Annotated in this window: 22 protein-coding genes; 16 read left to right on the forward strand and 6 right to left on the reverse strand. The window is 61.5% G+C overall.

Annotated features, from left to right (window positions below; all coding sequences use genetic code 11):
* Nucleotides 1-113: 113 nt before the first annotated feature.
* Entirely contained in the window at nucleotides 114-1385 is a 1272-nt protein-coding gene (urtA, locus tag G7047_RS22980; RefSeq protein WP_166312219.1) for an urea ABC transporter substrate-binding protein, read from the reverse strand.
* Between the two features lie 353 nt (nucleotides 1386-1738).
* On the opposite strand from urtA, the gene G7047_RS22985 reads away from it, so the two are divergent.
* The 4 genes from G7047_RS22985 (at nucleotide 1739) to ureC (ending at nucleotide 5066) form a co-directional block, all read left to right on the forward strand.
* The gene (locus G7047_RS22985; RefSeq protein ID WP_166310332.1) at nucleotides 1739-2041 is read left to right on the forward strand and encodes an urease subunit gamma; all 303 of its coding nucleotides are present in this window, start codon (nucleotides 1739-1741) and stop codon (nucleotides 2039-2041) included.
* Between the two features lie 33 nt (nucleotides 2042-2074).
* Nucleotides 2075-2683 carry a HupE/UreJ family protein gene (locus G7047_RS22990; RefSeq protein WP_166310334.1) on the forward strand — a complete coding sequence of 203 codons (609 nt, stop codon included), beginning with the start codon at nucleotides 2075-2077 and terminating at the stop codon, nucleotides 2681-2683.
* Nucleotides 2684-2716: 33 nt separating this feature from the next.
* Nucleotides 2717-3022: an urease subunit beta gene (locus G7047_RS22995; RefSeq protein WP_166310336.1), complete on the forward strand. Its 306-nt coding sequence runs from the start codon at nucleotides 2717-2719 to the stop codon at nucleotides 3020-3022.
* Between the two features lie 325 nt (nucleotides 3023-3347).
* The gene (gene ureC / locus G7047_RS23000; protein ID WP_166310338.1) at nucleotides 3348-5066 is read left to right on the forward strand and encodes an urease subunit alpha; all 1719 of its coding nucleotides are present in this window, start codon (nucleotides 3348-3350) and stop codon (nucleotides 5064-5066) included.
* Here the strand turns inward: ureC and G7047_RS23005 are convergent.
* A complete protein-coding gene (locus tag G7047_RS23005) occupies nucleotides 5029-5550 on the reverse strand; it encodes a gamma-glutamylcyclotransferase (protein WP_240939226.1) in 522 nt (173 codons plus the stop codon). The two genes, ureC and G7047_RS23005, sit on opposite strands and share 38 nt — an antisense overlap.
* A 115-nt stretch (nucleotides 5551-5665) precedes the next feature.
* Here G7047_RS23005 and ureE point away from each other — a divergent pair, with 115 nt between their 5' ends.
* From ureE to G7047_RS23030, 5 genes are all read left to right on the forward strand, one after another.
* Complete coding sequence (gene ureE / locus G7047_RS23010; RefSeq protein ID WP_371813821.1) at nucleotides 5666-6208, forward strand: urease accessory protein UreE; 543 nt, start codon at nucleotides 5666-5668, stop codon at nucleotides 6206-6208.
* Between the two features lie 17 nt (nucleotides 6209-6225).
* Nucleotides 6226-6930, forward strand: a complete 705-nt coding sequence (locus tag G7047_RS23015; protein WP_166310342.1) for an urease accessory protein UreF — start codon at nucleotides 6226-6228, stop codon at nucleotides 6928-6930.
* A 37-nt stretch (nucleotides 6931-6967) separates the two neighbouring features.
* Complete coding sequence (locus G7047_RS23020; protein WP_166310344.1) at nucleotides 6968-7351, forward strand: antibiotic biosynthesis monooxygenase; 384 nt, start codon at nucleotides 6968-6970, stop codon at nucleotides 7349-7351.
* 14 nt (nucleotides 7352-7365) lie between these two features.
* Nucleotides 7366-8040 carry an urease accessory protein UreG gene (gene ureG / locus G7047_RS23025; protein WP_166310346.1) on the forward strand — a complete coding sequence of 225 codons (675 nt, stop codon included), beginning with the start codon at nucleotides 7366-7368 and terminating at the stop codon, nucleotides 8038-8040.
* 109 nt (nucleotides 8041-8149) lie between these two features.
* The gene (locus tag G7047_RS23030) at nucleotides 8150-8899 is read left to right on the forward strand and encodes an IclR family transcriptional regulator (RefSeq protein WP_166310348.1); all 750 of its coding nucleotides are present in this window, start codon (nucleotides 8150-8152) and stop codon (nucleotides 8897-8899) included.
* A 63-nt stretch (nucleotides 8900-8962) separates the two neighbouring features.
* Here G7047_RS23030 and G7047_RS23035 read toward each other — a convergent pair whose 3' ends face one another.
* Nucleotides 8963-9763 carry an IclR family transcriptional regulator C-terminal domain-containing protein gene (locus G7047_RS23035; protein WP_371813822.1) on the reverse strand — a complete coding sequence of 267 codons (801 nt, stop codon included), beginning with the start codon at nucleotides 9761-9763 and terminating at the stop codon, nucleotides 8963-8965.
* Between the two features lie 135 nt (nucleotides 9764-9898).
* Here G7047_RS23035 and G7047_RS23040 point away from each other — a divergent pair, with 135 nt between their 5' ends.
* From G7047_RS23040 to G7047_RS23065, 6 genes are all read left to right on the forward strand, one after another.
* Nucleotides 9899-10921 carry a tripartite tricarboxylate transporter substrate binding protein gene (locus G7047_RS23040; protein ID WP_166310352.1) on the forward strand — a complete coding sequence of 341 codons (1023 nt, stop codon included), beginning with the start codon at nucleotides 9899-9901 and terminating at the stop codon, nucleotides 10919-10921.
* Between the two features lie 116 nt (nucleotides 10922-11037).
* The gene (locus G7047_RS23045) at nucleotides 11038-11898 is read left to right on the forward strand and encodes a VOC family protein (RefSeq protein ID WP_166310354.1); all 861 of its coding nucleotides are present in this window, start codon (nucleotides 11038-11040) and stop codon (nucleotides 11896-11898) included.
* 1 nt (nucleotide 11899) lies between these two features.
* On the forward strand, nucleotides 11900-13324 hold the full coding sequence (locus tag G7047_RS23050) for an aldehyde dehydrogenase family protein (protein ID WP_166310356.1): 1425 nt from the start codon (nucleotides 11900-11902) through the stop codon (nucleotides 13322-13324).
* Between the two features lies 1 nt (nucleotide 13325).
* Nucleotides 13326-14600: a CaiB/BaiF CoA-transferase family protein gene (locus G7047_RS23055; protein WP_166310358.1), complete on the forward strand. Its 1275-nt coding sequence runs from the start codon at nucleotides 13326-13328 to the stop codon at nucleotides 14598-14600.
* Entirely contained in the window at nucleotides 14597-15331 is a 735-nt protein-coding gene (locus G7047_RS23060) for an enoyl-CoA hydratase/isomerase family protein (protein ID WP_166310360.1), read from the forward strand. The genes G7047_RS23055 and G7047_RS23060 overlap by 4 nt, the downstream gene beginning before the upstream one ends.
* Nucleotides 15328-16077 carry an enoyl-CoA hydratase/isomerase family protein gene (locus G7047_RS23065; RefSeq protein WP_166310362.1) on the forward strand — a complete coding sequence of 250 codons (750 nt, stop codon included), beginning with the start codon at nucleotides 15328-15330 and terminating at the stop codon, nucleotides 16075-16077. Before G7047_RS23060 ends, G7047_RS23065 begins: the two co-directional genes overlap by 4 nt.
* 66 nt (nucleotides 16078-16143) lie before the next feature.
* Here the strand turns inward: G7047_RS23065 and G7047_RS23070 are convergent, their stop codons facing one another.
* The 3 genes from G7047_RS23070 to G7047_RS23080 form a co-directional block, all read right to left on the reverse strand.
* Nucleotides 16144-16890 carry an enoyl-CoA hydratase/isomerase family protein gene (locus G7047_RS23070; protein ID WP_166310364.1) on the reverse strand — a complete coding sequence of 249 codons (747 nt, stop codon included), beginning with the start codon at nucleotides 16888-16890 and terminating at the stop codon, nucleotides 16144-16146.
* The gene (locus G7047_RS23075) at nucleotides 16887-18065 is read right to left on the reverse strand and encodes a CaiB/BaiF CoA-transferase family protein (RefSeq protein WP_166310366.1); all 1179 of its coding nucleotides are present in this window, start codon (nucleotides 18063-18065) and stop codon (nucleotides 16887-16889) included. Before G7047_RS23075 ends, G7047_RS23070 begins: the two co-directional genes overlap by 4 nt.
* A 234-nt stretch (nucleotides 18066-18299) precedes the next feature.
* A complete protein-coding gene (locus G7047_RS23080) occupies nucleotides 18300-18515 on the reverse strand; it encodes a hypothetical protein (RefSeq protein ID WP_166310368.1) in 216 nt (71 codons plus the stop codon).
* A gap of 96 nt (nucleotides 18516-18611) precedes the next feature.
* Between G7047_RS23080 and G7047_RS23085 the strand changes: the two genes are divergently transcribed.
* On the forward strand, nucleotides 18612-19547 hold the full coding sequence (locus G7047_RS23085; RefSeq protein ID WP_166310370.1) for a tripartite tricarboxylate transporter substrate binding protein: 936 nt from the start codon (nucleotides 18612-18614) through the stop codon (nucleotides 19545-19547).
* The last annotated feature ends 3 nt before the right edge of the window (nucleotides 19548-19550 follow it).

Consider the following 19550-nt stretch of genomic DNA (forward strand, 5'->3'; position numbering starts at 1 on the left):
AGGGCAGGCTTGCTAAGGGCCGCCCCGCAGCGAGGACTGCGTCCCCCTGCCAGAAACGCAACGCGTTTCAAGAGCGGGGGGAAGGCGCGAAGCGACTCAGGGGGTGTACCCGCTCAAAGAGCGGATTTCCCGTCCGGCTCGTCCTTTTTCTTGTCATTGCCTTCGATGAACGGACTCCATGGCTGGGCCTTCACCGGACCCTTGGTCTTCCACACCACGTTGAACTGACCGTCGGCCTTGATCTCGCCGACCATCACCGGCTTGTGCAGGTGGTGGTTCTTCTCGTCCATCTTCACGGTGAAGCCATCAGGCGCGGTAAAGGTCTGGCCCGCCATCGCGGCAATGACCTTGTCCACGTCGGTGGACTTGGCCTTTTCCACCGCCTGCTTCCACATGTGGATGCCCACCCAGGTGGCTTCCATCGGGTCGTTGGTGAGCGGCTTGTCCTTGTGGCCGGGAATGGCCTTGGCCTTCGCGTATTCGCTCCACTGCTTGATGAAGGCGGTGTTCGTGGGGTTCTTCACGCTCTGAAAATAATTCCATGCGGCCAGGTGGCCCACGAGCGGCTTGGTGTCCACGCCGCGCAGTTCCTCTTCACCCACGCTGAAGGCGACGACCGGCACGTCCTTGGCTTTCAGGCCCGCGTTGCCGAGTTCCTTATAGAAGGGCACGTTGGAGTCGCCGTTGATCGTCGAGATCACCGCCGTCTTACCGCCCGTCGAGAACTTCTTCACGTCAGCAACGATGGTCTGGTAATCGCTGTGGCCGAACGGGGTGTAGGTTTCCATGATGTCGGATTCCTTCACGCCCTTGGACTTGAGGAAGGCGCGCAGGATCTTGTTCGTGGTGCGCGGGTACACGTAGTCCGTGCCCAGCAGCACGAAGCGCTTGGCGCCGCCGCCCTCCTTGCTCATCAGGTATTCGACCGCAGGGATCGCCTGCTGGTTAGGCGCTGCACCGGTATAGAAAACGTTCTTGGAAAGCTCTTCGCCCTCGTACTGCACGGGGTAGAACAGCAGGCCGTTGTTCTGCTCGAACACCGGTAGCACCGACTTGCGCGACACGCTCGTCCAGCAGCCGAACACCACGGCCACCTTGTCCTGGGTGATCAGCTGCTTGGCCTTCTCGGCGAACAGCGGCCAGTTGGAGGCCGGGTCGACGATCACCGGCTCCAGCTTCTTGCCGAGCACGCCGCCCTTGGCGTTGATGTCGTCGATGGCCATCAGCACCGTGTCCTTGAGCACGGTTTCCGAAATCGCCATCGTGCCCGAGAGGCTGTGCAGCACGCCCACCTTGATGGTGTCCTGCGCATGCACGTTAGCAGTGAGACCAAGACCCAGAGCCAGCGAAGCAGCCAGCGTAGTAAGTGTTCCGCGACGGTTCATCATTGCACCACTCCAGTAAGAGGAAGAATTGACCGGTCCAAAGCGACCGTGCACCATCAGTGCAATTGCTGTGCCAACCACTCCCGTCTGCTGCCGCCTGAGAGGGCACACGCGGTGCGCATGAATGAGGACGCTCACGACGCAGGTGCATGTGGCGTCCGGCGCGCACCAACAGCGCCAGCTCGAACGCACCATGTCGGGGCGTTCGCAATGGCTTGCACCAGCTTGCAGACGGCGCACAATCGGCCCTGCCCTTTCCGGTGCGCCATGCACGCTTGCAGTGCCTGCCCGCTCACCAAAATGAGATGTGGCCCGCTTTTTGCAAATCTCTTCGCAATCTCAGGAACACGCCGATGGAACTCACCCCACGCGAAAAAGACAAGCTGCTCATCTTCACCGCCGCCCTGCTGGCCGAACGCCGCAAGGCGCGCGGGCTCAAGCTCAACTATCCGGAATCAATCGCCTTCATCAGCGCCGCCGTGATGGAGGGCGCACGCGACGGCAAGACCGTCGCCCAACTCATGAGCGAGGGCCGCACCTACCTCACGCGTGACGACGTGATGGACGGCATCGCCGAGATGATCCCCGACATCCAGGTCGAAGCCACCTTTCCCGATGGCACCAAGCTCGTCACCGTGCACCAGCCCATTGTCTGAAACACAGCACATCGACACACCCCGGACACCACCATGAAGAACAAGATCACCCGCCACCTGCTGACCGCCGCCACACTCGCCGCCACTCCCTTCACCGCCATGGCCCATGTCGGTGAGCACGCGCACAGCCATAGCGCGCTCGACAGCTTCCTGCAGGCCTTCGCCCACCCCTTCACCGGCGCAGATCACCTCGCCGCCATGGTGGCGGTAGGCGTCTGGAGCGCCCTCGCCGTACGCCCCATGTGGCGTGCCCCACTCGCCTTCATCGCGCTGCTCGTCGCAGGCTGCATCGCAGGATTCGCGGGCCTCGTAGTCCCCGGCGTGGAGCCCATGATCGCCGCCTCGGTGCTCGTGCTCGGCCTGCTGGTGGCGGTACAAAAACGCATGCCCTGGAGCATCGCGGCCCTGCTCGCAGGCACCTTCGCCTTCTTCCACGGCGCAGCCCACGGCGCCGAACTCTCTGCAAACACTGGACTGATGGCAGCAGCTGCACTAGCAGGCATGGCACTGGGATCCACCACCCTGCATCTCGCCGGCATGGGCCTCGGCAACGCAGTGCTCCAACGCCACCCATGGATCGCCCGCGCAGGCGGCATCGCGACCGCACTGCTGGGCGCTTTCATGCTCACCCGCCTGGCCTGACCCGCCAGAAAAGAAACCACCGAGAGGCACACCATGATCCCCGGCGAACTGCTCATCGACGAAGGCCACCACGAACTCAACACCGGCCGCGAGGTCGTCACGCTCGTAGTGAAAAACGCCAGCGACCGCCCCATCCAGGTCGGATCGCACTACCACTTCGCCGAAACCAACGCCGGCCTCTCCTTCGACCGCACCGCAGCCCACGGCATGCGCCTGAACATAGCCAGCGGCATGGCAGTGCGCTTCGAGCCCGGCCAGCAACGCACCGTGGAACTAGTCCCCTTCGCAGGCGACCGCCAAATTTATGGCTTCCGAGGATTGATCATGGGCGGCATCTGATGCGAGCACGAGCGCAGCGAAGTGCCGCAAACACCTCCCCCCATCTGACTTCCGGCGGTTGTCCGAACGGAGCGCGCCAGCGCGCAGTGAGTTCTGCCGGAGGTATTCAAAGCGCGTTTTTGATTACTTTTTGCGCGCAAGCAAAAAGTGATTGCCCCGCCGGGGGCAGTCCCGGCCTCCGCGCTCAAACAAACAGCAAAAGCAAAAAACCGAAAACCAGCCCCCACCCCAACCCTCCCCCGCAAGCGGGAGAGGGAGCAAGAGGGAGAGCGCGCGGCGAACAGCAGCGCCTCAACAAAGCCACCACCGATGAGAGCACCCCATCATGGCAAAGATAGATAAACAAGCCTACGCCGAAACCTTCGGCCCGACGACAGGCGACCGACTGAGGCTAGCCGACACCGACCTCATCATCGAGGTCGAAAACGACTACACCTTACAAGCAGGCTCCTACGGCGAAGAAGTCAAATTCGGCGGTGGCAAAACCATCCGCGACGGCATGGCCCAAAGCCAAAGAACCAGAGCAGAAGGCGCGATGGACACAGTGCTGACCAACGCTCTCATCCTCGACCACTGGGGCATCGTCAAAGCCGACATCGGATTGAAGAACGGCCGCATCGCCGCCATCGGCAAAGCAGGTAACCCCGACACCCAACCGGGCGTCGACATCATCATCGGCCCCGGCACCGAAATCATCAGCTGCGAAGGCTGCATCGTCACCGCAGGCGGCATCGATTCGCACATCCACTTCATCGCACCACAGCAGATCGAAGAAGCCCTCGCGAGCGGCGTGACCACCATGATCGGCGGCGGCACGGGCCCCGCCACCGGCACCTTCGCCACCACCTGCACACCAGGCCCCTGGAACATGGAGCGCATGCTGCAGGCCGCCGACGCGTTCCCGATGAACCTCGGCTTTCTGGGCAAGGGCAACGCCAGCCTGCCAGGTGCGCTGCACGAGCAGATCAACGCGGGCGCCATCGGCCTCAAGCTGCACGAAGACTGGGGCAGCACGCCTGCCGCCATCGACAACTGCCTGAACGTGGCCGAAGAGACCGATACGCAGGTGGCGATCCACACCGATACGCTCAACGAAAGCGGCTTTGTGGAAGACACCGTGGCCGCATTCAAGGGCCGCACCATCCACACCTTCCATACCGAAGGCGCGGGCGGCGGCCATGCGCCCGACATCCTCAAGGTGGTGGGCGAGGCCAACGTGCTGCCCAGTTCCACCAACCCCACGCGGCCCTACACCATCAACACCCTCGACGAGCATGTGGACATGCTGATGGTCTGCCACCACCTCGATCCATCGATTGCGGAGGATCTCGCGTTTGCCGAAAGCCGCATCCGCAAGGAAACCATCGCGGCCGAAGACATCCTGCATGACCTCGGCGCGGTCAGCATGTTCAGCTCCGACAGCCAGGCCATGGGCCGCGTGGGCGAGGTGATCCTGCGCACCTGGCAGACCGCGCACAAGATGAAAATGCAGCGCGGCGCGCTGCCCGGAGACGGTGCACGAAATGACAACTTCCGCGCGCGCCGCTACATCGCCAAATACACCATCAACCCCGCCATCGCGCACGGCGTGAGCCACGAGGTGGGCAGCATCGAACCCGGAAAATGGGCCGACATCGTGATATGGAAGCCCGCTTTTTTCGGGGTCAAACCGTCGGTGATCATGAAGGGCGGCTTCATCGCCATGGCCGCGATGGGCGACCCGAACGCGTCGATCCCCACACCGCAGCCGGTGCACTACCGCCCCATGTTCGGCAGCTACGGCGGCGCGATTGCCAAGACCTCGCTCACCTTCGTATCGCAGGCCGGTTTGAATGCGGGCATCGGCGAGCGCTTCGGTCTGCACAAAACACTGTCGGCGGTGAAAGGCATTCGCGGCGTGGGCAAGCGCCACATGGTCCTCAACGACTACGCACCGCGCATGGAGGTGGACGCGCAGACCTATGCCGTGCGCGCCGATGGCCAATTGCTCACTTGCGAGCCAGCGGTCAGTCTGCCGATGGCGCAGCGCTACTTTCTGTTCTGAGCGCAAAGGGTTGATCGGAATGCGGCTTGCCCTGCGCTTCGTACCACGCCAGCCAGTCGCTGGCGTCGATGACGGGCGTGCCCCGCACAAACGATGGCTGGGCCTCGTAGACCAGCACATCAATCCGCCGCGATCCACCATCGGGCAGCTGCACATCCGTCGCCACGATACGCTTGGCGTATTCGCCCACATCCCTCGGCCAGATGCCCTCGATGCCATCCATCACTTGCTCCAGCGCGTCGTCCAGCGGATAGACCTCCGCCAGCACGCTCTGCTCGCCCTGCAGGCTGAGACCGGGATACCAGCCCAGATCGTGCAGCGTGCCGGTCAATGCGGTCACGCCGGTGCGCTGGATTCCTGGATGCAGACGCGCGATATCGTTGACGCCGCCTGCACGCAACGTGCCGTAGACGGCCACATGCATGGCACCGCAGCGTTGCCAAGGAACGGAGTTGGTAGAGGAAAAGGAAGCGATCTGACCCATGGAGCTAATGTAATTTCCGGACAAAGACCTCACCACACGCATATAGCGTGCCACGTGCAGTTGGGGTTCTGCGACGACCGATTGATTGATAAGTGATGCCACAGCCATGCTGCAAATGACCAAACTGCTCGCGCAAGGCGCGGGCCTCTCCGGCGTGCTGCTAAAGCGCGCCGCCACTGTCGAACTCGACTGGGATGTGCGCCAAAAAAGCCGCTTCGCCGCCACCGACAACGCGGGCCGCGCGCTCGCCATCTTTCTGCCGCGCGGCCAGGCCGTGCGCGGTGGTGATGTGCTGGTGGGCGAAGACGGCTCGCTGGTGCGCGTGATCGCCGCGCCGCAGAAGGTGCTGCACATCACATGGTGTAAAGCGCACGGCACGCCGTTCGATCTGATGCGCGCGGCATACCACCTTGGCAACCGCCACGTGCCCATCGAGCTGCAACCCGATCACCTCAAGATCGAGCCCGACCATGTGCTGGCCGCCATGCTTCGCAGCATGCACATGATCGTGACCGAATCGGAGATGCCGTTCGAGCCCGAGGGCGGCGCTTACGGCGGCCATGTGACGAACGACGGACACAGCCACCATGGTCACCATGGGCATGACCATCACGACCACGGCGGCGATCACGATCACCACCATCATCACGGGCATTGAAGAACTGATTGGACGCTATGTCTGACATCCCCCCGGCCCTCTCCCCCCACAGTCTGCTGCAGCTCATGTGGCTGGCCTCGCCCGCGCTGCCGATTGGCGGGTTTTCGTATTCCGAAGGGCTGGAAGCCGCGATTGAAGCGGGCCTCGTACAGGACGAGGCGAGTGCCGCCGACTGGCTCGTGCATCAGTTGCATCTCACGCAGACGCGCAGCGACATCGCCGTGATCGCGAAGACCATCCCCGCATGGCGCGCTCAGGATGTCGCACGCGTGCAGGCGCTCAACGACTGGGTACTGGTCACGCGCGAGACCAGCGAGCTGCGCCTGCAGAGCGAGCAGATGGGCCAATCGCTGGTCGCGTGGCTGCGCAACCAGCACCCAGGCAACGCGGCGGTGGACGCGCTCGCGCAGCTCTCCGGACGCAAGCCGAGCTATCCCGTCTCCTTCGCGCTCGCCGCATCGCTCACGCAGGCGCCGCTCACCGACTGCCTGCTGTCATACGCCTTCGGCTGGGCCGAGAACATGGTGCAGGCCGCCATCAAGGCCGTGCCACTCGGCCAGAGCGCGGGACAGCGCATTCTGGCGCGACTGGCGAGCGAGATTCCGGCCGCAGTGCAGACAGCCTCATTGCTTCAGGACAATGAGCGCGCCGCGTTTTCCCCCATGCTGGCGATTCTTTCTGCGCGGCACGAGCACCAGTACTCGCGCATCTTCCGCAGTTGAATCGCCACACATGCAGATGGCAGGAGCCCGCATCATCATGAACACGAACACCACCACCACCACCACGACGTCCCGTTTCGCCACCACCTTGCCCGAGCCGCCCTACTACGCGGTGATCTTCAGCTCATTACGCACGCCCGGCGATCAGGGCTACGCCGCCATGGCGGATCGCATGGCCGAACTCGCAGCAGAGCAACCCGGCTACCTCGGTGCGGAAAGCACGCGCGATGGTGAGGGCTTCGGCATCACTGTCTCGTACTGGCAAAGCGAAGCCGACATCCGCCGCTGGAAGCAGAACGCCGAACACCTGATCGCACAGCGCCAAGGCCACACCACTTGGTACGAGCATTTCGAAATCCGCATCGCCCGCGTCGAACGCGCCTACGGCACTTCGGCAATCCCCGAGCCGACAAACACCTGATCGAATCACCGACCATGAACACCACCACCTCCACCGCTCTGCACCACATCCCCCATCGCACCAAGAAACTGCCTCCGTTGCGCGTGGGCATCGGCGGCCCGGTGGGCTCGGGAAAGACCACCATCCTCGAGATGCTCTGCAAGGCCATGCGCGACAAATGGGACCTTGTCGCCATCACCAACGACATCTACACCAAGGAAGACCAGCGCCTGCTCACCATCAGCGGCGCGCTGCCCGCCGAGCGCATCATGGGCGTGGAAACAGGAGGATGTCCTCACACGGCGATCCGCGAGGATGCGTCCATCAACCTTGAGGCCATCGACCGGATGCTCGGCGATTTTCCCGATGCCGACATCATCTTCATCGAGTCCGGCGGCGACAACCTGGCCGCCACCTTCAGCCCCGAACTCAGCGACCTCACCATCTACGTGATCGACGTCGCAGCCGGGGAAAAAATCCCGCGCAAGGGCGGCCCCGGCATCACCAAGAGCGACCTCTTCGTGATCAACAAGACCGATCTCGCACCCTACGTCGGCGCGAATCTCGATGTGATGCGAAGCGACACCGAACGCATGCGCACCGGCCCCAAGGGCCAGCTCAAGCCCTTCGTCATGACCAATCTGAAGACGCTCGCGGGCCTGGACGAGGTCGTGGCCTTCATCGAGAAGCAGGGCCTGCTGAGCGCCTGAATCCGCAGGGCCATCACAGGCCCGTTTCTCACGCCCCACAGCGGCGCAGTTTTGCTGCGCCAGCCGTTCAGTAGAATCGCGCCAAGTTCCACCAACAAGCGCGGCTACATTGGACAAAACATTCATCAAAGGGCTGGTGCTCCTGGAAGCCATGGCCCGCAATGACAAGGGCTCAGGCGTGAGCGAGCTCGCCTCGCAGCTGTTGCTCAACAAAAGCAATGTGCACCGCCTGCTGCAGGCGCTGGTCCACCAAGGCTTCGCACGCAAGAACGCCGAGACCAACCGCTACGAACTCACGATGAAGATGTGGGAACTCGGCTCGCGCATCTCCTCCAAGCTCGACGTGCGGCTCGAATCGCTGCCCTTCATGAAGCAGCTCGCCGAGGAAACGCAGGAAACCGTCCACCTGTCCATCCTCGACGGCGCCGAAGTCCTCTACATCGAAAAGATCGATAGCCCCCAGCCCGTGCGCGCCTACACCACCGTCGGCGGCCGCGCCCCCGCCCAATGCGTCGCCACCGGCAAAGCCATGCTCGCTTGGGCCGACGAAGAGGTGCTCGGCGTCGTGAAAGCCAAGCTCAAGCCCTACACCGACAAGTCCATCGTCCGCTTCGGCGACCTGCGCAAACAGCTCGAAGACATCCGCCAGAACGGCTACGCAATCAACACCGGCGAATGGCGCGCCCAGGTCGTCGGCGCAGCCGCGCCAATCCGCGATGCTTCAGGGCATGTGGTGGCGGCGCTGGGGATTTCGGGGCCTGCGGAACGGCTGGAAGTGGACGGGCTCAAGAAGAGCGGAGCACGGCTCATCGAGGTGACGGAGATGGTGTCGCGGAGGTTGGGGTTCAGTCACCGATGATGGACACGGTGTTTGCGTCTGAGTGTCTGGCTGATCGCCTTCGGCCGCAATTCAGATTGCTGACTACAGCAACTCAAGCAGCGTCGATGTCTCTCGCATACGGTCAAGATAGCGGGCCTTCATTTCGTTCGCGGCGGTGTACCGCGGGCTGATCGTGACGCTAAGCGCAAGTTGTTTGGGAAATGCTTTCATCCGCACAGGGATAGCTATTCCCACGAGGTCCAACTCCACCTCCTGATTGACGACGGCAAACCCCGCATCGCGCACCTTGGAAAGAATCCCGCGCAGCGTCGTCTCGTCCGTGATCGTGTGTGGTGTGATCTGCGGGCGGGACGCATGGGCGAAATACTCATCCATATCCACTTGGTCGAGCTGCGCGAGCAATACGCGCCCCAATGATGTGCAATGCGCTGGCAAGCGGCTGCCCATGCCCAGTGAGCGCTGCGTGAGACGTCTGCTCTGCGAGCGCACCAGATAGACAACATCACTGCGGCTAAGCATGGCCAACGCGCAATTGGTGTGCACCGCCTCACTCAACGCATCAAGCGATGGCTGCGCACGTTGAACCAGCTCAATGGACGAGAAATAGGCATGTCCCAAGTTCAGGACGTTCGCGTCCAGCAAATACTTGGTGCCGTCGCGCCGCACCATGTCCAGACATTCCAGCGTGTGGATGCAGCGACGCACGACCGCTCGATCCAGCGCCGTACGCCGCGCGATTTCCGCGACGGAGGACGGATTCTGTTTTTCAGAGAACGCAAGCAGCACTTGCAAGCCTCTTGCAAGGGACTGCATGAAATCAGGGTCGCCACGATGCTGCTGCGCAACCTGCGCGAACCGTGTGAAAGTTTCAGAATCCGTCATGGCTCTTTGTGAGTGTGTCTCCGTGAGAAGCAAGAGGGTGTGCGATATTCGCACATATTCGGTGCAAAGCGTCTTCCTTGTCGAGGTGGAGTGTCCAAGAATGGCCTCATTCCACCAACGCGACAGGAGACAGACATGACAGTTCGATCAGTTCACTTTTCACCGCAGCGCCGCCGATGGAGCCAGTGGGCGCTGGCGTCGATTGCCACGGGTGTATTGGGAACCACGTTCACGGCACATGCGCAATCGGATGCCCATTGGCCGGACAAGCCCGTCACGCTGGTGCTCGGCTATCCGGCTGGAGGCATCAACGATGTGATCGCCCGCCGCCTTGCGGTGGAACTGCAGAACGAACTCAAAGTCACCGTGATCGTCGACAACCGCGCGGGGGCCAATGGCTCCATTGCTGCGAACTACGTAGCGAAGGCAAAGCCAGACGGCTATACCGTCATGTTCGGCGCGATCGGACAGGTCAGCGTCAACCAGTTTCTGCTGGCAAAAATGCCGTACGAATCAGGCGATCTGATTCCCGTAGGCAAGGTTGCCGATGGCGCCAACGTGCTGGTCGTCAACGCGAGCAAAGCAAAGCAGTTTCCGAGCGTTGCCAAACTCATCGAAGAAGCCAAGCGCGACCCGGACAAGCTGAACTACGGTTCGTTTGGAACCGGCTCATCATCGCATCTTTCTGCGGCATTGTTCGCACAACAGGCAGGAATCAAGGTGATGCACGTGCCCTACAAAGGCAGCGCACCCGCCATGACGGATTTGCTGGGCGGAAATCTGGATTTCATGTTCGACAGCATCAACACTGCACTTCCACACATCAAGGCGGGCAAGATTGTTCCGCTGGCGGTGACCAAGGCGCAGCGCTCCATTGCACTGCCAAACATACCGACTTTTGTGGAAAGCGGTTTGCCCAATTTCACGCTGGCGTCCTGGTTTGGACTGCATCTGCCCAAGGGCACACCCGAACCTATTGTGGTGAAGCTAAATGCCGCGCTGCACAAAGTGCAGGCCAAACCTGATTTCATCGAGTATTTCAAGGCTCAGAACATCGATATCACACCGAGCACACCCAAGGAATACGGGGATTTCGTTGCCAGCGAAGACCGTCGTTGGGGCGCGCTGATCAAAGAGCTAGGCATCAAGATCGATTGACGCCGGCAAACGTGCCGCAACGGATGGACCGTTGCAGCACCCCCTTCCCGCTGACGCGTATCCACACCATGCCGGTGACCAGATAGGCGCATCCCCTCATCCTGAAGTACAACAACATGCTTGACTACGTAGACAGAATTCTCGTTGCCGTGCGCTCGCTGGACGACGCCGAACACAACTATTCCAACATCCTTGCCGCGCACAAGATCGACGATTTCGAAAGCCCTTGGCTGAATGCTCGGGTACGGCGCATGGCGCTGGGCTCCACCCAGGTGGAGTTGTGCGAGCCACTGGGAGCAGGTACCACACAAAAGCATCTTGATCAGTGGGGCGAAGGACTCATGTACGGAGGCGCAACGACTGGCGATCTGGACGCGTTTGCCCAGCAACTGATCGCGGGTAAAGTGAAATTCACCAGAGCCGATGACCGTCTCTACCTTGAGCCTGCCGACCTGCATGGACTGCCACTGGTAGTCAGCCGCACGCACAAGCAGCCACGCGCAGAAGGCCCTGTCGAGTTTCTCTACGAGCTGACCATGGTGCTGAGTTCCCCCTGGCAAGACGTCGCTTCGCGCTACTCCGAAGGCCTGGGCCTGCAGCCTGAACGCAATGTCGGCATCACGTTCGAACGCTTCGGCTATGTGGGAGCACTCATGATGTTCGATCCGGACCGTCTTGATCGCATCGAGCTTTCAGAAGCACACGACCCGGCTTTCGCCATGGGGCGCTTCTCGGCCAAACGAGGAGATGCGTTCTATATGTGTTACGTGCAGACCGACGATCTGGCAGCCATCATCACGCGTCTTGAGCAAAACGGCCAGCGCTACACCCGTCGCACCCAGACGCCCACCGAACGCGACGGCCTGTGGATTCACCCCAGTGCGCTCAATGGCGTGCTGATGGGCGTATCGCGCCATTCGCTTGCCTGGCAATGGTCGGGGCGTCCCGACCGCGTGCACGCATTGCAGGAGCTGTGAGATGACCCATCTATATGACCGTCAATACATCGCAGGCGCATGGTGCGCTACCTACGGCAAGGACTTCGTGGAGCTAGCTGATCCCAACACGGGCACCATCGTCGCAAGAGTCACGACCGGACACGAGCAAGACGCCCGCCACGCAGCGCAGGCTGCGGGGGCTGCATTCACCGGCTGGAGCACCACGGCATTGGACGACCGCGTGCGTATCGTGCGCAAATGGGCCGAAGCTCTGGAAAAGCGCAAGGGCGCTTTGGTGCATGCGATTGCTGCAGAGGTAGGCACCCCGCTGAAGATCTCGCAAATCGTGCAGGTGGAATCGCCGCTGCGAAACATCGAACACTTCGTGGCCACCGTGCAGACGCTGGCTTGGGAAACAACGGTAGGCAATTCGCATATTGCACGTGAGCCGTTCGGAGTCGTGGCGTGCATCACTCCGTGGAATTTTCCGCTGCACCAGATCGTTCTCAAACTCGCCCCCGCATTGCTCACCGGCAACACGGTGGTGCTCAAACCCAGCGAGCTGACGCCGCAGACCGTGCAGTTGATTTGCGAAGCGCTGCATGAAGCAAGCTTTCCTGACGGCGTAGTAAATGTGGTGAACGGCACTGGCCCAGTGGTCGGAGCAGAGATTGCGACACATGCGGCGGTGGACATGGTCAGCTTCACCGGATCGACACAGGCAGGCATGGCTGTGACCGCGTTGGCCGCACAAACGGTCAAGAAAGTAGCGACGGAGCTGGGTGGTAAATCTCCAAGCGTAGTATTGAGCAGCGCTGATCTGACGCGTGCTGTGAAGTCCACGCTGGCGTCATGCATGCTCAACAATGGTCAAACCTGCAGTGCATTGACGCGCCTGCTGGTTCCCGTTGAACTTGCCGAACAGGCACATGCATTGCTGCGCCAGGAAATGTCGAAACTTACTGTTGGCAGCAGCCTCGACGACTCGTCCCGAGTGGGTCCGTTGATATCCAAACGTCAGCAAGCCAATGTGCATGACCTGCTGGAACAAGGCGAGAAACAGGGTGCGACCTTGATCGCCGAAGGTAGTGCCGTTCCGGAACAAGGCTTCTTCATCAAACCGCGTGCGTATGCGACGACTGCGGACAACACGCTGGCGTTCAACGAGATCTTTGGTCCGGTACTGAGCGTACTGACCTACTCGGACGTGGATGACGCTGTGCGCCTTGCCAATGCCACCGTCTATGGTCTGGCGGCAGCCGTTTGGGGCGAAGACAGCGAGGCCATGGCCGTTGCGCGCCGCATTCGCGCCGGGCAGGTGGATATCAACGGCGCACGCTTCAACGCGCTCGCTCCGTTCGGAGGCTACAAGCAAAGCGGCGTGGGCCGTGAAGGTGGAACGTTTGGCGTGGAAGAGTTCCTCCAGGTGAAATCCATTCAGGTGAATCCGCCAAGTGGAGTTTGATATGAGCGCAGAAAAAATCAACTCTCAAGCTCTGGGCAATGTACGCGTTCTCGATTTGACCCGCGTGCTCGCAGGGCCGTGGTGCACCCAGACGCTGGCCGACATGGGGGCAGACGTCATCAAGATCGAGCATCCCTCGCGCGGCGACGACACGCGACACTGGGGACCTCCCTATTTCCGCACGACAGACGGACGCGAAACCCGCGATGCGACCTACTTCGCCTCGGCCAACCGCAACAAGCGTTCGGTAGGCGTGGATATCGCGAGTGACGAAGGTGCGGAACTCATCCGTGCGATGGCGTCCCACTGCGATGTGTTCATCGAGAATTTCAAAGTCGGCGATCTCAAACGCTATGGTCTCGACTACGACAGCATTCGTGCGATCAATCCCCGCATCTTGTACTGCTCGATCACGGGCTACGGGCAGAGCGGTCCATACTCGAGTCGACCTGGCTATGACTTCGTCTTTCAGGCCGAAGGCGGCCTGATGAGCATTACCGGAGAGCGCGACGATCTCCCGGGCAGTGGCCCACAGAAGGTAGGCGTTGCCATCGCCGACCTGACGACCGGTCTGTATGCAAGCATCGCCATACTGGCGGCACTGAATCACCGTCACATATCGGGCGAGGGGCAGTACATCGATCTGGCATTGCTCGATTGCGTCACGGCATTGGCGTCCAATCAGGGTGCGTTCCACTTGGTCAATGATCTGGATCCGCAACGCTGGGGCAATGCCCATCCGGCGCTGGTCCCCTATCAGGTGTTCGACACCTCCGATGGCAAGATCGTGATCGCCGTTGGCAACGATGAGCAATGGCGCCGCTTCTGTCAGGCGCTCGGCAGCAAGGAACTGGAGGAAGATCCCGCCTTTGCGCGCATGTCCGGCCGCATACAGAACAGAGACATCTTGCTGCCACGCGTTCAGGCCATCATGGCCAGGCTGCCATGCGAGCATTGGCTCAGGGAGTTCTCGCTGCGCGACGTACCGAATGGCCGCATCAACAGCTACCGCGAAACCTTCCAGCACCCGCAGATCATCCATCGCAAGATGGCCGTGAATGTGGGCTGTGGCGATACTGATGGCTATGTGCGCGGCATTGCCAATCCGATCAATTTCAGTGCCACGCCGGTGCAATACACACGTGCACCCAGCGCATTGGGACGCTACACCGAGGAAGTACTCCAGCAAGTGCTCGGCTTGGACGACGAGCGCATCGCGGACTTGCAGTTGCGTGGCGTCATCACCGCCACCACGGCGGACAAGGAGACGCCATGATCCGATCCGAATGGAGTGACGATGTACTGGAGATCACCATTGATCGCGCAGACAAACGCAATGCGCTCAGCCACTCGATGTACGACGAGCTGACCCATCAGATAGAAATGGCCAGCGCCGAACCACGCTGCGCCGCGATCATTCTGAGTGGCGCGGGAGGCATGTTCACCGCAGGGGCGGATATCGGTGATTTCCAGACTAAACGCAATCACGACGATTCGCCGGCCATTCGCTACATCCGCGCGCTCATGCGGACCGACGTCCCCGTCATCGCTGCCGTGGAAGGGTTTGCGATAGGCATCGGTTCGACCATGCTGCAGCATTGCGACTTCGTGTACACCACAGCACAGACGCGGTTCCGAATGCCGTTCGTGCAATTGGGCCTGTGCCCCGAAGCTGGATCCAGTGTGCTTCTAGAGCGCATCGTTGGAACGCGGCGTGCACGGGAATGGTTGCTGCAGTGCAAGCCGTTCACCGGGTCCGAGGCATTGGAGGCGGGGTTTGCAACTGCGCTGGCGGAGCCAGGCAACACACTGATGCTGGCACGCGCTGCGGCACAGGATCTGACACGGATGCCCAGAACCTCGCTTCGGCAGAGCAAAGCCCTGCTGCGCAACATGTCCCAAGCGGAGCTCATGCAGACAGTGGATGAAGAAGTGCGTACCTTCAACGACCTGCTGAACACCGACGACACACAGCGCATCTTCAAGGCCTTCATGGAGAACGCATGATCAGCCAATCTGACCATCGACTGGATGTGCGCTCCATAGGGCGCGTTCGGATCATCACGCTGGATCGTCCAGCCAAGCGCAATGCGCTGGACGACGTTGCGGTAGATGCCTTGGTGAGGGCATGGAAGGATTTTTCAGCATCTGATGATCGCGTTGCGGTGCTGCGGGCCAATGGCTCTGTCTTCACTGCGGGACTGGACATGGGAGCGCCGCCTTCTCAGTTCTGGCGCGCCATCCCAGACGTGGGTGTCGTCTTGGGCAAACCTGTCATCGCCGTGGTGGACGGACCCGTCATTGCTGCGGGTGTGTCGCTCGTCACGTTCTGCGACCTGTGCATAGCCACAGATCGCAGCACATTCATCTATCCCGAAGCGCGACTGGGCAATGCGGCAGGGCTCATCGCCTCCATCACTTCGCGGATACCGCACAAGATGGCAATGGAGTTAATGCTGCTGGGTCGCCCAGTTTCGGCTCAGCGAGCATATGAAACGGGGTTCGTCAATCGTCTGTGTGCCGCGGGCGAAGAAACGGCCATCGCCATGGAACTGGCACACGACATGGCGGACTCTTCACCTACGGTGATGCACTTTCTCAAGCAACTCGCTCAAGATACTCTGCCTCGCAGTCCAGTCGAAACCATGGTGTCCACACAAATGGCGACTCAGGAAATCACCTCCAGTGAGGATGCCGCCGAGGGCGTCGCAGCTAGAAAAGCGCGTCGAGCGCCACGCTTCACAGGCTATTGACCCACCACGACAAACAGGAAGCTTGCGCTTGAATGCCTGACGACGGCGTCATTGCCCGCGTTGAACTCAACCCGCCCGATACACCCGGATCCTCTCCTTCAACCCCGGCGCGGAAGCTGACGCCACCAGCGCAGCCATATCCCCGCCGCGATGCGCCGTATCCCGCGTCAGATCGCGCAGGAACTTGCGACTCTCTGTAGGCAAAGACAAGGTGCTCTCAGCAGTCTCGTCGATGAGCACGGGCCATTCGTCCTGCGCCCTTGTTCCCTGAATGAAGCCGATCCCGAGCGCATGTGCATCGTCAAACGTTGCAGTCGTTTCCAGCAGCGAATACGCATTGCCTTCCCCCACCAGACCCGCGAGGCGGCGTGTTCCCAGCGCCAAGCCGAACTTCAAACCGGGCATGCGGAATTTGGACTGCGGCGCGCACCAGCGGTGGCGACACGCGGCGAACAGGTCCACTCCTGCGCCAAAGTTGTTGCCGTGCGCGAGGGCCAGTGTGGCGAAGGGGCCGTAGGCGATTTCCTGGAGCAGGGTCTCGATGCGCACAAAACGCAGCAGCAGATCGCCTTCGCTCTGCTCGTCAAAGCCGGTGAAGTCGAAGCCCGCCGAGAAATTGGCGCCCGCGCCTTGCAGCACGAGCAGAGGCACCTGTGCTTGCTTGGCGTCGTGCACTGCAGCGAGCAGGGCTTCAATCAGGGCCGCGGACAAGGCGTTGCGCTTGTCGGGGCGGTTGAGAGTGAGAGTCCAGTGCGTAGGCACCTTGTCGATCAGCAGCACAGGGGATGCGGCGGCAGGAATGGCTTCGCTCATGGCGCGGCCACCTGGTTATCTGCAGATGCGGCCGCGAGCACTTCGTCGTTGTGCGCACCTAGCGCGGGCGGGTTCATGCGTACCGGCTGGCCCTGGCCGTTGATCTTGATGGGCGAGACAAAGGTCTTGGTGACGTTGTCGCCGGGCAGGGTGATGTTCTGCACCCAGTCCATGTGCTCGACCTGCGGGTCCTGCAGCACCTGCGAGTAGCTGTTGATCGGTGCGCTGGGCACGCCGACGCCCGCAAACGCCGTGAGCCAATGGCCGACGTTGTGCTGCAGGAATTTCACTTCGAGCAGATCGCGCAGCGCGACCTGGTGCTTGGCGCGCAGCGTGGGCGAGGTGAAGCGCTCGTCGTCCAGCAGCTCGGGCATGCCGACGACTTCGGTGACCGAGCGCCACAGCGCGTTGTTGCCGGCCGCCATCGCGAAGTAGCCGTCGCTGCAGCGGAAGGCCTGATACGGCGCGTTGCGAGGGTGGGCCGAGCCGAGCTTGCCGGGGTCGCGGCCGCTGCCGAAGTATTCGGATGTCTGCAGTGCGGCGATGGCGAGCGAGGTGCCGAGCATGGGCACGTCGATGTGCGCGCCCTCGCCCGTCTGCTGCACATGGCGCAGCGATGCGGCGATGGCATAGGCACCGTAGAGGCCCGCTGCGAAGTCGCTGAGCGGCACGCCGCATTTGACGGGCGCACCACCGGCCTCGCCAGTCACGCTCATGATGCCGCTCATCGCCTGGATGGTGAGGTCGAAACCGCCCTCGTTGGCGCGCGGTCCGGTCTGACCGTAGGCCGAGATCGAGCAGTACAAGAGGCGCGGATTCACGGCCCTGAGGGTGTCGAAATCGAGGCCCAGGCGCTTCATCACGCCGGGGCGGTTGTTCTCGATGAGCACGTCGGCCGTGCGCACCAGCTCCTTGAGGCTGGCAATGTCGTCCGGCGACTTGAGATCCAGCGTGATCGAGCGCTTGTTGCGGTTGAGCGAGGCGAAGTTCTCGCTGAAGCCATCGGTGATGGGCGGCCAGGTGCGCAGCGTGTCGCCGCCCGTGGGGTTCTCGATCTTGATGAGATCGGCCCCCATGTCGGCCAGCAGCATGCCGCAGAACGGACCGGCGGCGACGTTGCAGAGTTCGAGAACGCGAACGCCTTGCAGGGGAAGGACGGAGGTGCTGCTGCTCATGAATGGATCTCCTCAGGCTCTGTGGTCAGGTGGATGTCCGGCGTGTGCCTCGCATCATAAATTCCAATATATAGAACATTGTTTCTAAAAAATTGAATAAAACAAATTCTATGCAAGCCCGCACCACGGTCAAGAACATTCGCGACGTGGGCAGGCTTTGCGTACTGCATCTTCGCAGAATTTCACACGAAAACCGCTTGAACACAGTAGTTTTGCGGGCCATTGCAGCGCAAATCAAAGCGGTGCGCCGCGTGGCACGGGCTTATCCGATTTGCGCATTTGCATGCTCGGAATCCGCATTGACACCCATTTTTCATTGCCCGTATAGTTGCGCCATCGATCGACACTAGGGTTGAATTCGATCGTTTTGCGCTGTAGCCACAGGCCGAAGGAGACTTCGGCCAATTTTCGATTCAGTTGAAGAACGACATTCCAAATATTGGAATTCACAAAATCCACTGTGAAAGGGAAGAAGGCATGACGGGGTTTGACAAGACGACAAGACGAGGGGTTTTCAGCGCTCTGTCCGTTGCGGCGGTTGCGACCTTGACGGGGGTATCCGGTGCAGCGCAAGCGAGCGAGACGGGTGGCTATCCGGCCAGGGAAATCGTGTTCATCGTGCCCTACCCGCCCGGTGGCAACAGCGACAACCTCGCGCGCATCTACGCGGACCGCCTGCGCCAGAAGCTCGGCGCGATGATCGTCATCGAGAACAAGCCCGGCGGCACGACGTCGCTAGGCACCGGCGTGGTGGCGCGCGCCAAGCCCGATGGCTACACGCTGCTGCTGGCCACGAGCACTGCATTCACCGTGCTGCCACACCTGCGCAACGACCTGCCCTATGACCCGGTCAAGAGCTTCAGCTTCGTGGGCTCGCTCGCCGGGTATCTGCCGGTGCTTGCGGTGCGCAACGAAGTGCCGGTCAACACGCTGCAGGAGTTTGTCGACTACGCACGCAAGCACCCTGGCAAGCTCAGTTGGGGATCTGCGGGCGTGGCCTCGGGCGGGCATCTGGCGGGAGAGATTCTGAAGAAGGACGCCAAGCTCGACATGTTGCATGTGCCGTTCAAGGGCTCGGCCGATTCGCTCTCCGCGATGCTCGGCGGGCATACGGATTTTCTGATCGACGGTGTGGGTCTGGAGGCGGTCAAGAGCGGCCGCGCCAAGGGCATCGTCACCTTTGCGAGCGAGCGCAATCCCGAGCTGCCCAATCTGCCCACACCCAAGGAGGCGGGTTTTGATGTGACGCTGCCGTTCGAAGGCTTCTGGGGCATCGCCGTTCCCGTAGGCACGCCGCAACCCATCGTCGACAAGCTGGCCAAGGCCCAGCGCGAGATTCTGGAAGAGCCCGAGACACGCAAACGCTTCGGCAACATCAGCCTGTCCGCAGGCTGGAAGCCGGGCGCGGACTACGCCAAGGACATCGAGACCAGCCGCGTCTACTACGGCGATCTGCTCAAGAAGGTGAATCTGAGCCAGTGACAC

Origin of the sequence: Diaphorobacter sp. HDW4A, assembly GCF_011305995.1 — a bacterium.
Lineage (GTDB): Bacteria > Pseudomonadota > Gammaproteobacteria > Burkholderiales > Burkholderiaceae_C > Diaphorobacter_A.